At 51.8% G+C, this 14,143-nt stretch carries 10 protein-coding genes; 3 read left to right on the top strand and 7 right to left on the bottom strand.

Features of this window, described 5'->3' with window-relative positions; all coding sequences use genetic code 11:
* Positions 1–16: 16 nt before the first annotated feature.
* From IM700_RS06400 to IM700_RS06425, 6 genes are all read right to left on the bottom strand, one after another.
* Positions 17–1,726 carry an extracellular solute-binding protein gene (locus tag IM700_RS06400; protein ID WP_239483663.1) on the bottom strand — a complete coding sequence of 570 codons (1,710 nt, stop codon included), beginning with the start codon at positions 1,724–1,726 and terminating at the stop codon, positions 17–19.
* A 57-nt stretch (positions 1,727–1,783) separates the two neighbouring features.
* A complete protein-coding gene (locus IM700_RS06405) occupies positions 1,784–2,704 on the bottom strand; it encodes a carbohydrate ABC transporter permease (protein ID WP_193415051.1) in 921 nt (306 codons plus the stop codon).
* A gap of 31 nt (positions 2,705–2,735) precedes the next feature.
* Positions 2,736–3,644: an ABC transporter permease gene (locus IM700_RS06410; RefSeq protein WP_155605112.1), complete on the bottom strand. Its 909-nt coding sequence runs from the start codon at positions 3,642–3,644 to the stop codon at positions 2,736–2,738.
* Positions 3,645–4,003: 359 nt separating this feature from the next.
* A complete protein-coding gene (locus IM700_RS06415) occupies positions 4,004–4,588 on the bottom strand; it encodes a TetR/AcrR family transcriptional regulator (RefSeq protein ID WP_193415050.1) in 585 nt (194 codons plus the stop codon).
* A gap of 14 nt (positions 4,589–4,602) precedes the next feature.
* Positions 4,603–5,448 (bottom strand): alpha/beta fold hydrolase, encoded by an 846-nt coding sequence (locus tag IM700_RS06420; RefSeq protein WP_193415049.1) that lies wholly within the window; start codon positions 5,446–5,448, stop codon positions 4,603–4,605.
* A gap of 306 nt (positions 5,449–5,754) precedes the next feature.
* A complete protein-coding gene (locus tag IM700_RS06425) occupies positions 5,755–8,346 on the bottom strand; it encodes an adenosylcobalamin-dependent ribonucleoside-diphosphate reductase (protein ID WP_193415048.1) in 2,592 nt (863 codons plus the stop codon).
* Between the two features lie 677 nt (positions 8,347–9,023).
* On the opposite strand from IM700_RS06425, the gene IM700_RS06430 reads away from it, so the two are divergent.
* From IM700_RS06430 to IM700_RS06440, 3 genes are all read left to right on the top strand, one after another.
* Complete coding sequence (locus IM700_RS06430) at positions 9,024–10,802, top strand: DEAD/DEAH box helicase (protein ID WP_155605107.1); 1,779 nt, start codon at positions 9,024–9,026, stop codon at positions 10,800–10,802.
* Between the two features lie 9 nt (positions 10,803–10,811).
* Positions 10,812–11,774 carry a YqhG family protein gene (locus IM700_RS06435; protein ID WP_155605106.1) on the top strand — a complete coding sequence of 321 codons (963 nt, stop codon included), beginning with the start codon at positions 10,812–10,814 and terminating at the stop codon, positions 11,772–11,774.
* A 165-nt stretch (positions 11,775–11,939) separates the two neighbouring features.
* Complete coding sequence (locus IM700_RS06440) at positions 11,940–12,995, top strand: hypothetical protein (RefSeq protein ID WP_193415047.1); 1,056 nt, start codon at positions 11,940–11,942, stop codon at positions 12,993–12,995.
* Between the two features lie 66 nt (positions 12,996–13,061).
* Here the strand turns inward: IM700_RS06440 and IM700_RS06445 are convergent, their stop codons facing one another.
* Positions 13,062–14,018 (bottom strand): DMT family transporter, encoded by a 957-nt coding sequence (locus IM700_RS06445; protein WP_193415046.1) that lies wholly within the window; start codon positions 14,016–14,018, stop codon positions 13,062–13,064.
* Positions 14,019–14,143: the final 125 nt, after the last annotated feature.

A 14,143-nucleotide genomic window follows, 5' to 3' on the forward strand; every position in this document is an offset into this window, starting at 1 on the left:
TTGAGGATGAGTCGAGTTAGAACCCGACATCATCTCGTTCTGCCGCCTTTTGAGCCACAAACTCCGCCATCTCATCCACACCGGCAGCTTTAAACTTGTCTTGCACCTCATGAAGCATTTTTAAAGCTTCTTCATCAGACGCGGCAAACAATGCCTTCTTAAATTCCTCATCAAAATTCAAGCTGCTGGTTTTATCGATGAATTCCTGATAATTAGGCCACTCTCTCGCAAGATAACTGGCACTGACCTTGTCGATGATTTTGATCGGCAATTTGGCCGAAAAGCTCTCCTCCAGCTTTTGCCACTGCGTTTTTTGATCCTCTGGCGTAGGCCAAGTGACGGTATCGGAGAAGGCACCAATGAATCTTCCCGGAAGGTAATTGAGCCCGGCATCTCTCTTCAAATCCGGATTCTCATCGAATTGTTTCTTCACATCCGGAATCCATTGAGGAATCCCATTCTCCAGTGTGTAGTGCGTTCCTTCAATCCCGAAGTACGATAGCAACCGGCCTTCCTCGCTGTTGACATAATCAATGTACCGTAAGGCCGCATCGGGATCTTTGATGTTCGCGCTTAAGAAAAGGACCGGGAAACCGGAACGGCCGGGTTTTTCCACTTGTGTCCGAATTTGTCCGCTCTTATTCTTCATGGGTCCCAGCAGCTCATATTGCATATCCGGATTCGTCTTATACAGCGTTTTGGATAAATCAGGCAACATCGGTTGAGCTCCGAATACGGCGAGCTTGCCCGTAGTCAGCTTCTCGTTTGCGGTTGTGCTCGTATTGCTGAAAGCTTCGAGATCAAACAAACCTTCCGTTAATAACTTCCTCATATATAGCAGTCTATCTTCATGATCCTTGGTTTGCGTCCAGTGGATCAGCTTTCCGTCAACCTCACGGTAGTCCGAAATGTTGTAATCCGTCCAACCCGCAAGGAATTGGCCATAATCCCATCCATTCCACATCGTTCCGGCAGGGATCACCGGCTTTCCGGCAATATCCTTGAACCCGCCGTCTCTGATCTTGATCAATAAATCATAAAGTTCCTCTTGCGTATCAATATCTTCCGCTTTCACATTTAACGCCTTGAGAATATCTCCCCGAGCAAAAAGGCCGTAATTCCAGTTATGAATGCTCTCTGGGGTTCCGTCCGGGGTTTCCGTAGGGATGAGATAGGTTTTCCCTTCAAAATCCGGGCTGTTGAGATCGAACTCGTTGAAATCCTTCGCTATCCCGGTGGTCACAAGTCGTTTCACATTCGGGTACTTATCCAGATAAGGAGTGAGATCCAGAAGTTGCCCTTCCATCGCGGCCTTCTTGATGACTTGCCCTTCTCCCCCTGTGGTCGACCAGAAGGGGGCGTTCACAATATCCGGAACCGTACCGGAGGCAAAGATGGTATTCAGCTTTTCGACCTCGCTTGTCGTGATGGACTCCAGTTTTAAGGTCACTCCGGTTTTTTCCCGGATTTGACTAGCTACGGGGTTATTCTCCTGATCCTGCGGGAAACCGGCTCCGCCCCCGTTCCAAGCACTAAGGAAAGTTAAGGTGACCGGCTTTATTTCCTCCGTGCCCGATTCCTTCACAGTACCTGGCTCACTCGGACCCGTGTTCCCCGTTCCCGCTTCCTCCTTCCCGCCTGATCCCGTACAAGCCGTCAAGGTTGCAAATAGAAGCAAAGCGATCAGCGGAATGCCAAGGACACCCCTCAACTCGTTCTTTCTCATACTACACTCCCCTCTCATTGAACATTTTTATATAAAAGGCTTGGCCTCTTATATCACCTACTCTTTAAGGGAACCTACCAATACGCCTTTCACAAAATACTTCTGCAGAAACGGATACACACAAATGATCGGTGTCGTAATGATAATGACGAAAGTCATCCTCAACGCTTCCGGAGTGACGCCGCGCAGCTCCATCTGAGATTCGGTCATATTTTGAATCGCAGATCCGCTATTTCCCGACGATGACGTCATCGATTGGAAAGACGCTTCACTGATCATTTTGTTCAGGAACGTCGCTGCAGGCTGTAATTTCTCGTTCTGGATAAAAAATTGTCCGGTGAACCAGTCATTCCACACGCCCACCCCGACAAACAAGGCAATGGTAGCAAGTACCGGCATCGAAAGAGGCAAAATGATTCTGGCGAACACCGATAACTCGCTGGCCCCGTCGATTCGGGCCGACTCCGATAGAGCCTCAGGAATCCCATCGAAGAAGGTTTTCATGATAATCGCATTAAAGAAGCTATACAGGGAGGGCAGAACCAGTATCCAAAACGTGTTCAGAATGTGCAACTGCCGGAACAGGATAAAGGTCGGGATCAGTCCCCCGCTGAACAAGGTAGTAAAGAAAAAGAAGAACACGATAACTTTTCTTCCCGGCAAGCCTTTCCGCGAAAGCGCATAGGCTAACAAAGCCGTCAAAAATACAGATCCGATCGTGACCACCAGGGTTCGAGTAACCGAAACGTAAAATGAATTTAAGATAAGCGGGTTGGTAAACGCCTTTGCATAGTTCTCTAAGGTGAACACTCTAGGAAAAAAATAGATTCCGCCCTTCATCGCATCGTAGCCGTCATTGAATGAAAGGGCTAAGAAATAAATAAAGGGATATAACGCCGTGGCACAAAAGATTAACAACACCGAATAATTAATCAGCATATATATTCGATCCGTCGGCGTCAGCCTTTTCGCACCCATGCACACACCTCCTTATGCTCCTCGAAGCCCCTTACCATAGCGATACCTCGCTCACACGTCTTGAAATATGATTGACAGCCACAATAAGCAGTAACGAGATCGCGGATTTAAATAAGCCGATTGCCGTGGAATAAGCGAGTTGCCCTTGTTGGAGTCCTGTTTTCAACACATACGTGTCCAATATCTCGGAAACGCCTAAGGTAGCTGGAGTTTGCATCAGCCAAATTTGGTCAAAGCCCGCGTTCAGGATTCCGCTGAGGGAAAAGATCAGCAGGATCGCGATCGTCGGCGTTAGGCAAGGCAGCGTAATTTTGAATAATTTACTCCATCTTCCCGCCCCGTCGATTTCCGCAGCTTCATACAAGTGCGGGTCGATATTCGTTAACGCGGCTAAATAGATGATGGAGCCCCATCCTACCCCTTTCCAAACGTCGGAAATGAGAACCAAAGGATAGAATAACTCCGGCTTCCCCATAAAAAAGATCGGATCCAAACCCATTTGATAGCGAATGTCATTGATCAGCCCTACGTTCGGAGACAGAATTTTTTGGAGTAAAGTTACGACGACAACCCACGAAACGAAGTGCGGCAAATAGGAAATCGTTTGAAACACTCTTTTGATTTTTTCGTGCATAACGGCATTTAACATCAAAGCCAAGATCAATGGAGCTGGAAATCCAAATACAAGTTTCAGGGCACTAATGGACAACGTATTGCGGAGGACTTCGTAGAAACTGGAATCGTGTAAGAACTGTTCGAAATACTTAAAGCCTGCCCACGGACTCCCCAATATGCCCAGGTTGTATTTGAAATCTTTGAACGCTATCAAAATGCCGTACATCGGATAGTAAGCAAAAACCAGAAACCAGATGATAGCGGGAAGCAAAAACAAATAGATATGCCTGAAATACCATACTTTCCTTAATCTATTGGGTACCATGCTCCGATCACCTCCTAGATCATCATCAGGTCGATTCTATAGAACCGCCAATCCATAAACCGGTAGCCTAGTGTTCCCACCCCTCTCTTGCAAGCGGTTTCATTTCCATGTTTATAGATATTCTATATAAATGAATATATTCAATATGCTATAGGAAAAATTCCACTATCTTTTGCAAAAGAATAGCTCCCGCGTGATTTATTAGGGTAATTTGGCGCTAAAGACAATCCATCAACCATAAGCCATAATGTGTATGTTTAATATATACTTTATGAGCCTAACGAAGCACAAAAAAGGAGCCTAAGCAATGATCGCTTAGGCCCCTTTGCAAAAGCCATGGAAATATGATCTATGTTCAATCATTTCTTTTCTACGAATCTCATCAGCCAATCTATTCGGGGAGTTGGATATCCATTTCCCAAGACCATCACGCCGGAAATGACCGTAAGGTAATTTGCGATCATCTCAGTCAAATTTCCGTCCGCTACTTCCCCTCGTTGTTGTCCTTCCTCAAAAATGGGCAGCAAGCGTTCGATGTAGATTTCTATCGGGTAATTTTGAATCAGCCGGCTGACTAAATCAGGAACCTCTTCAAAATTTCGCGCCCGATGGAGCAGCATAAAATAAGGTACTCCGCTCTCGTCGAGCATGCTTTGCGTTAAGATTCTAATCTTTTCGATCGGGGATGCCGCCAATTGGCTCAAATTTCCGATTTCTTGAATGGACGTTTCGACTGCTTCGCGGACTAAAGAGATAAACAGTTCGTCTTTCGTTTTAAAATAATGGTAGAAAAGTCCATGACTAACGCCCGCCTCTGAGGTGATCATGCTGATTTTTGTTCCTGGGAGACCGTGCCGGGCAAAAATTTTGACTGCGGCTAACTTGATTTGTTGTTTGCGTTCTTCGTAGATTATTTGAAGCTGTTCTTCTTTTAACCGGGGCATGTATTCAAACTCCTTTACGATTGTGAAAAAAATTCGGTAAGCAGTTCCGCGATCTGGTCAGGCCCACCGCTATTCTCTGGTCCAAAATGATCTAGCTTGTTCATGGTTTCCAATGTCGATCGCGTAATCGTCCGGTGCAATTGCTCCATCATTTTTTTCGTGGAATCTGAACTTTTATCCCCTTGAATCAATAACACATCTGCTGGGGTACTTCTGTAATTTCGATAAGATGAGGCAAGTCGCTGAACCTCGCGGTGCTCGCGTAAATTCTGAGGAAGCAATTGAGATGTTTTAGTCCAATGATCTCCTCGTATCATGATCCTCAAGATAAGTTTCGCATACCAATAGGGAAGCTGCGTTAAAGGGGTTTGGCCCATCCCCTTCACGAAATGCGCAAAGGCACCGCGTTCATCGTTCCTTTGCATAGATTGCTCGTAGGAGCGCATCCAAGCTTCGTCCATCGGATAAAGCAGTACGCCAGGTTCATACAAAGCTACTTTGGAGATTGAAGCGTCATTCCTAGCCATTTCCAGCGAAACAAGTCCTCCAAAACTGTGACCAATCAAATAATCGGCGCCCGTCGTTTCTCGGATGGCCTGAACATCTTCGCATTCTTTATTCATAGCATACTCTGGACCCTGAGGACCACTCAAGCCCCGGCCTCTTCGATCCATGAGGTGGACAGTAAAAGTGCGAGAAAGCGCTATGGCTAAGTGAGTGTAGTCCTCCGAATCCCTTAATGCTCCATGAACAAGTATGATCTCAGGCCCCTCCCCAATCGATCTGTAGCCGATCTTTGTTCCGTCGCTCGAAAAAACCTCGTGTTGCTGAAATGAACCGTGTTTATTGGAAATATCCATTTTAATTCACGCCCCTTATTGATTGACTTGATCAGTCAATCAATAATAATCTAAAAACCATTGTCTGTCAATAGTTTCCAAGCGCTCTTAAAAAGTCAATTCGTGTGTGGTGTCATAATAAATGAGAACCATTTCTGTCTCGCAGATACCTGGAATGGAATGTGGTTTAGTCTGTTCTATAGACCGTCAGAAAGGCGTTTATGCATAACAATGTACAACAATAAAACAGATCAGGCATAAAAATAGCCTGACCTGTTTCGCATTTGCTAAACGAAATAACACATTAACCCCCCTAGGGGAATTTTCTTACGAGCACTTACTATATCCGCAGTTGCTGCAAGTCTTGCAGCCTTCGATGTTGATCAGCGAGGCCGAGCCGCAGGACGGGCAGAGGTCACGGGAGGTGGCCGGCGCGCTGCCATGGCTGTGGCCGCCGTGCGAGCCGTCCGCGGTACCATGATCTTGCGCGGCTTCCTCGTGATGCGCGATCGTTGCTGCCACCGGCGCCGGGTCGTGGTCGCCGTACGGGCCGTTTTGCACGTGCGTCTCTAGCGCTTTAGCAACCGCGTCCGCGATCGATTCCACACGGTTTGGACCAAAGCCGATAGCGCCTGTGCCGCCGATCCCTTTGAGATGCTTGATCAGCAACTCAACCTTCTCGCCGTGGTCGCCATAACGCAGGAACAGCGAGCAAACGCGGCCAAGGGCTTCCGCCATCGCGAACACGTCGGAACCGGCCTTACCCACGTTCAGGAAGATTTCTCCCGGGATGCCGTTCAGGTCATTGATCGTGATATACGCCATACCGAACGGCGTGTTGATTTTATAAGTTGCGCCATGCAGCACTTGTGGGCGTCTCTTGTACTGTTCCGCCGTTTTCGGGCTGCTGGCTTGAATCGGAGCACTTGCCGGCTGTTCCGTTACGGCTACCGTTGCTGGAGCTGCCGCTTCTTCTTGTTTCTCTTCCTTCTTCTCCGTTTGCAGGACTTGTACGTCACGGCTACCGTCGCGGTAGATCGTTACGCCTTTGCAGCCAAGGTCGAAGGCCAGTTCATACAAACGTTCCGTTTCTTCCACGGTAAAGTCGGATGGGCAGTTTGCCGTTTTGGAGATGGAGCTGTCGACCCAACGCTGGATCGCGGCTTGCACGCGGATATGATCCTCCGCCGACAAATTCATCGCGGTCACGAAGTAATCCGGCAGCTCTTCCCCTGGATGTGCGTCCAACCACTCTTGCGCGATCGGCACGAACTGCTCGTCGAATCCAAGACGACTTTGACGGTAATATTTGAAGGCGAAATAGGGTTCGATCCCGGTCGAGGTTCCAACCATCGTCCCTGTGCTGCCGGTTGGCGCCTGAGTGATGATCGTGACGTTGCGGACCCCTTTCGTGCGAACCGCTTCGCCAACTTCCGGATACACTTCCGTCATCACTTTCATGAATCCACTTTGTAAATATTTGTCCGCTTCGAAAGCCGGGAAGGAACCTTTCTCCTCCGCGATATCCGCGGAAGCCAGGTAAGCCTCCTTGGCGATAAAGCCATATAATTTGTCGAGGAATTCCAGCGATTCCGGGCTGCCGTAACGGATGTTCAACTTGATCATCAGCTCGGCCAGACCCATCGTCCCGAGGCCAACGCGGCGCTCTTTCTTCTGGTTTTTCTCGTTTTCTTCGAAGTGATAAGGTGTTTTGTTGATGACGTTGTCCAGGAAACGAACCGAATAACGCGTCGTTGTGGCGAGTTCGTCCCAAGCGACATCGTGTTTCTCTTCGTCGTAGAACTTGGACAGGTTCATCGCCGACAGGTTGCAGACGCCCCAGCCCGGCAAACCTTGCTCACCGCAAGGATTCGTACAAATGATCGGGTTAAAATACCAGCTGTTGGACATTTGGTTGTAGTATTCCATGAACACCACACCCGGCTCCGCAGATTTCCAAGCCGATTCGATGATCGTGTGCCAGATCTCACGCGCTTTGACGGTGCGATAGTGGATCACTCTGCGACCGTCCGCTTTCCACTTATCAAGATCGCCGTCCCACACTTCGTTGTAGTCCTCGTAAGTCGTATCCGGGAATACCAGCTCCCAGTCGAGATCCTTCTTCACCGCTTCCATAAAGCTGTTGCTCACGCAAACCGACAGGTTCGCGTTCGTAACCTGGCCCATCGTCTGCTTGACGGTGATAAAGTCCATGACATCCGGATGCCAGTCGTTGATCATCAGCATCAGCGCGCCGCGACGGCTGCCGCCCTGCTCGATCAAGCCGGTGGTGTAGCTGAACAAACCTCCCCAAGATACGGCGCCGCTCGAAGAGCCGTTTACGCCTTTAACAACCGCACGGCGCGGACGCAAGGAACTGAGGTTAATCCCCACGCCGCCGCCGCGTGCCATGATCTCGGTCATTTCGGACAAGGTCTCCATGATGCCGCCGCGGCTGTCTTTTGGCGATGGGATCACGTAACAGTTAAACAAGGTCAACTCGTCACTGGCGCCGGCACCTGCGGCAATCCGGCCGCCCGGTACCAGCTTCCAATCGTCCAGGATATAGCGGAACTTCTCTTCCCATTGCTTCTGCAGCTCCGGCGTTTCCTCTACGGAAGCCATCGCTTTAGCAAGGCGGTCCCACATTTCTTCAGGGGTTTTCTCGATATTGAGGGTCAGCTTCTCCACGTCGGACTCGACCAACTCGCCCCGGCGTGTCTTCACCGTAACCTTACGCCCCTTACGCGCAACGACTTCGCCAACTTCCTTTGTTGGGAATTTGGGATCATCCTTCGTCAGAACGAGGACGACGTCGCCGACTTTGGCGTGACTAGGGTCCGCATCTTTCCAGGCGTACCGGTCCAAGAAGATTTTTTCACTTAGCCCCTCAAGGCGCTGTTTTGGCACAGTTTTCAAAGAAAACACCCTCCTATAAGTTTGGATCAAAGATTCGTAAATATATCGGTCATTCGCGCCGGATTTTGAAGTCGAAAACGGGCGAAAAAAACGAAAAAAGCGTTGTCCCAAGCCGATATTCGTCTGCCTGAAAGCCGCTACGCACACCCTATAAACCGTATTATCATATGTATGAATCACAATATATTGTGTGCGAATACCATTATACTATACAATATCTCGTTGTCACAGCAGGACAGCTTGAAATTTTAGGCTTTTTTCCGAATGCTGCTGGCCCAAACACTCGTTTGCTCCGGTTCTCTCAATTTTTCGGTCTTGAATCTATGAAACCGCCATGTAACCATTTCCAACCCAAGCTATAAAACGGAAGAGCTGCCTCTGGAGGCTTCATCATGCGATTATCCCTTTCGTTAAGGGAGCAAGGTCGAGGTCGAACGGTTCATCTAAATCGCTTTGATCTGAGCAAACGGGATCATCATGTAAAACGGTCAACCCAAGCAATATCACTAGCTGATGCTCCGTTTCGCTCCCGCTCCCCTCTCCAAAGTTATGAACTCCTTCTTTTTCGTCCATACTACACCTACGTCTGCAAGAAGCACGCGGTATGGACTGATTCGGATCCTTTCGTAGCCGCAATAGAGCTAGCCAAATACGCATCAAATGGGAGGTTTTACATCATGAATCCTCATCCCCCCGGCCCTTCCCCCAATTCGGTCGTCCCGCCGGAATGGAATCTGCAGATCCCCGTAGACTTCGACCGAAGTTGGTTCAGCGACTTGGAATCGAGACATCAAAAGGGCGGCCCCTGGGACGATTGGAAGCTGTTTAACCTTGCCCTTGAGGCCGAAACTGCTTCGCTTGTCACGAGCTTTGAAGAAATGCAATGTTTGAAGCATCTGCAAGGCGTCACCCCTCTGCCGCACCAAACCGAAACGGCTCGAAAGGTCCTGTTCGAAATGCGCGGGCGCGCGATCCTCGCCGACGAGGTGGGTCTTGGGAAGACGATCGAAGCCGGTTTGATTTTAAAGGAATACATTGTGCGCGGATTAGTGAAGAAGGTATTGATTCTGGTGCCTGCATCCCTGGTGCTACAGTGGGTTCGGGAACTGAATCAGAAGTTCGGCATACCGGCCGTAGCGCAGAAGAAAGAGCATTCCTGGCACAACGACGTCGTTGTCGCCTCCATGGACACGGCCAAACGCGACCCGCACAAAAATATTCTGCTCAATAATGAATACGATCTGGTCATCGTAGATGAAGCCCACAAGCTGAAGAACAAGAAAACGACCAACTACCAGTTCATGCTGCAGCTGCGAAAAAAATATTGCCTTCTCCTGACTGCCACTCCGGTGCAAAACGATCTAGGCGAGCTGTTCAACCTGATCACGCTGCTTAAGCCGGGGCAACTGGGCGGGCAAAGCGAATTTGCCGCCAATTTCGTCGTCGACAAACGACAGCCGAAGAACGAGAATCAGCTCAAGGATGAGTTGGCCAAGGTGATGATCCGCAACCGGCGCGGCGACGGCGAGCTGGAATTCACGAAGCGAATCGTCCGCAACATTGACGTAGAGCTGTCCGAGGAAGAGAAGAACCTGTACAACGGGGTTACTTCCTTCATTAAAGACCAATATAACGCCGCTGGCGGCGACCTCAACAGCATGCTGTCCCTGGTCACCCTGCAACGCGAGGTATGCAGCAGCCGGGATGCGGTATTCGTCACATTGGTTAATTTATCTAAGAAGCTTGCCCCTGATTCCCCGATCCGTGATCGGATTTGGGATCTTGTCGACCTGATCCGTCAGATCAAAGCGAATAGCAAAGCGGAGAAAGCGATGGAGCTGATCCGTGAAATGAATGACAAGGTGATCGTGTTCACCGAGTATCGGGCTACGCAGGAGTATCTGCTGAAGTACTTCCGTGACCGGGGAATGACCGCGGTTCCGTACCGGGGTGGGATGAACCGAGGCAAAAAAGATTGGATGATGGACCTGTTCCGCGGCCGGGCCCAGGTGATGATCGCGACCGAAGCGGGCGGCGAAGGTATCAACCTGCAATTTTGCCATCAGATGATCAACTTCGACCTGCCCTGGAACCCGATGCGAGTGGAGCAGCGGATCGGCCGGGTGCACCGGCTGGGTCAAACCAACGACGTCAATATTTACAATCTGTCTACCAAAGGCACGATCGAGGAGCATATCCTCCACCTGCTGCACGAGAAGATCAATATGTTCGAGTTGGTCATAGGCCATCTTGACGTGATTTTGGAGCGGTTCGAAAAACAGCATTCACTGGAAAAAAGCATTTACCAAATCATCCTCGAATCCGGCAGTGACGAGGAGATAGCCAGCCGCGTCGATTCGCTGGGACGCGAATTCCACACCATAAAATCCGAGCTGGATGCAGAAGCCGAAGGAACCGAAAGCGAAGGCGGCCTGCAGCAGCTGTTGGGAGGTTGATCTGCGGTTATGTCCATGACCTCTGAACAGATTCGCGAGTATGTTCTGACCTATCTGGAAGCAACTGAATGTCAGTTCCTTGAGAAATCGCCGCATCACGTCACCGTGAAACTCTCTCCTCGCGCGGACCGGGACTTAACGAACCGTCCCTATTACTGGGGGTTTATCGAACGGACCGGAGCGGAGCCGGAAACGATGTCGTTTTCGTTTGTTTTTGATCCGGAGGCGCACCGGGCGGCCGAAGAAGCGAAGGCCTCCCGGGAACAAACGGGACCCGGGCAGCAGCAGATGGAAGCCGCACAGGAGGACACGCTGCTCGGCCGCTACTTTGGTGCGGTCCGACCGCTCCCAGTACTTGGTCCGGGACGGATTCAGCGCGAGGAGCTCACATTTGGCAGCCCGCGGCTAAAACAGATTTTTGAAGCAGCGCGTAGAGGTGGCCGTTATGTGTATTTGTTCGAGGAGCCGGGGCAACGTCAACGGATGGCCTTGCTGCCCGCCGCCTATGAGCCTTGGCTGGGCGTCTGCTTCAAGGTGGAATTCTGCTGCGATATGAAACGCGAGGAGCTGCATTATTACGGAGTTTCCCTGCTGACGGGCGCCGTCGATGAGTCGTTTCAGACCCGAATTGCGGCGAAACAACTGGTTCCGCGCCTGCCCGAAAACGTCCATATCGAACCTACCAAGCTGTCGTTGGATGCCGGACGCACCGTGCTTGAGCAGCGGCTTGCCGATCAGATTGCCGCTTATGACGACCGCTGGGCCCAGGAGGCCCGCGAACGGTTGAACGACGAATTAACATTGATCGACGCTTATTACAAGGATCTCGTGAAAGATCCCGAACCCGAGCGGGCTCAAGGCGCCAGCGAGCAATACGAAGCGAGACGGGATGAAATCCGCTGGCAGTATGAGCCGAGAATTGTCGTATCCGCCTTGGGCTGCGGCATCTTTCATCTGCGTTCGCAGCGGTGACGAGAAATCAGACTGATCTCGCTAAAAGACCGCAAAAATAGAAGCCGTTTGCCGCAATGCAAAGCGACAGGTTGCAACATCCTTTTTGGGGCGGCTTCGGTACAATGGACAAGCAATCGAAACCAGGCCTGATGAGGCCTGACGAATGGCTAGGGAGGCGATACCATGCCGGAAGCACGCAAACCTCAAAAGAAATTAACCACCACTTGCAAAATTCTCTTATGCGCAAGCATCTTATATAGCGCATCAGGCGCCGGTCTACCGCTGGCGGGCGGCTTGGGCACGGCGGGGGCCGCCGGCGAGCGAACCGGGCAGGCCGCGTTGGCGACGCTCAGGACGGCAGCGGATGCACCCGCGCCTGAGGCGCTGCGGCGCTTCGCCGCCGAGGCCGTCGGCCAGCTGGCTCAGGCCGAGCCGTTTACGGCCTGGGCCGGCGCCGACACCGCCATTGAGCCGCTGGGGCCGGGCACGCACAGCTGGCTCGTCACGGTGGCGGCCGCCGGCAGCGGCCAAGGCGGCGCAGCCGGGGTGCCGCCGGGCGCTTCAGCCCCGCGCGGCTACCTCATTATCTCCGCAACCGAGAGCGGAGATTACAAGCTGGTCGAATACGGAATGGGCACCTATTCCGTATTCGACCCGGCGCTGCTCGAGGCCGCGCTCCGGCAGAGCGGCCTCGGCGCAGCCGCTGCGGGACGGGTGACCGCCGTCCCGCTCTACGCCGGCCCGGCATTGGCCGCGTGGAAGGTTCGCCTGCCGGATGGCGGCGAACCCCAATACGTCAATGCCGCCGACGGCGAATGGCTGCCCGAAACGACGGGCAGCTGGGACAAGCAGGCGGGCGGCTACGCGCCGCCGCGGCTGGCTGCGAGCAGCCGCGCGCCATTATCGCCCGCCCCTATCGTCTACACGTCATCCCGCTTCGATCCCTACGACAACCTGTTATGGATGACGGCCAAACCGCTGGCGCTGAAGTCGGATGCCTTCATCGGCAAGCTGAAAACCAGTCGGAAGCTTGTCTATGCCGCTTCCGGTCCTGAACGCACTTATTCCTTTCCTCTTCCGGTCTACGGATATCAAACCTGGACGAACAACAGCCCTTTGGCAGAGCCATCCGCTGAAGCCGAAGCCGAGGCCGTTTACGTCGTCACTGGCACCGATACCGCCATTCGGCTAATCGCGCTGGACGCTCTGATGGAGAGTGGGAAATTCGTCACCTTCTAGTTTTTTAACCAAATGGCGAGTCTCCGGAAGCACACTTCCATCAGACTCGCCTTTGCTGCGTTGACTCTACCGGACCTTTTGGCCAACCGCCCCCGGCCCGCCTGCAGCGCCTGAAGTCAACCTTGCCGATCTGCGAAACAGTTGGCGCAAGCTGTCCAGATTGGTCAACACCGTGCCCGCGATGATCGTTATCCCGCCCAACACCGCAAACCACCCGGCCGTTTCCCCGTAAAACAGCACGCCGATCGTCATCGCAATGAGCGGCGATACGTACAGCCAAGTCGACGGAAACACCGGGTTGGTCTTGGCTACCAACCAATAAAACAGGCTGTGTCCCACCATCGAACCAACCACAGTGAGATATAACAGAGAACCTAAGGCGGACGGCTGCAGCAGATCCTCGGCCGTTACCCGTTCGGTGAAGCCCGACAGGATGAGCAGTAACAAGCCCCCATAGATCATTTGCGCAGCGTTCAGCGCAATCGGCGACACCTCGGCGTAACTCTGGGTGACCCGTTTAGTATACAGCGCGCCAATCGAGTAAAGCACTTCCCCAGTCAAAATCGCCGCGCAGCCGATGACCCAGCGGGATTCGTCCTGGACCGAGGTCAGGTTGGGAAGAACGAGCAGCATGACGCCGGCAAATCCGATGATTATGCCCAGAACGGCTCGTCTCGTCGCTTTTTGCCGCAGCACGATCATCTGCATCAGCAGAATCATCAGCGGTCCCGTAGCCGATAATACCGCGGCGATTCCGGAGGTCACGTATTGCTCCGCCCAGTACAGAAAACTAAACGTCCCGAAGGTCAGCAAACCTCCCGTCACCAGCATTTCCTTGCGCAGCAGCAAGGCAAAATCGGCCTTTTTTCTCCAAACCATCCACAGAAAGAGGATCGCCCCGGCCGCGAGGAAACGGATCCCCGCCGAGAAAAACGGAGGCACCGCGTGGTCCACCCCAATCTTTATCGCTAAAAAAGTGGTGCCGAATATGAGACATACGATCAAATAGTTGATCAGAATCATCAAGATCTTCCCCTTTCGCCTATTGAACTGTATCATACAAGAAAGGAGACAGAACAGATTTACCGATGCAGAACAGATGCTTTGGCTTCTCGTGTAAAATGGATTCGTGTTGCAAGAAGGGAAGG

Source organism: Paenibacillus rhizolycopersici (genome assembly GCF_014947195.2).
GTDB lineage: Bacteria > Bacillota > Bacilli > Paenibacillales > Paenibacillaceae > Fontibacillus > Fontibacillus rhizolycopersici.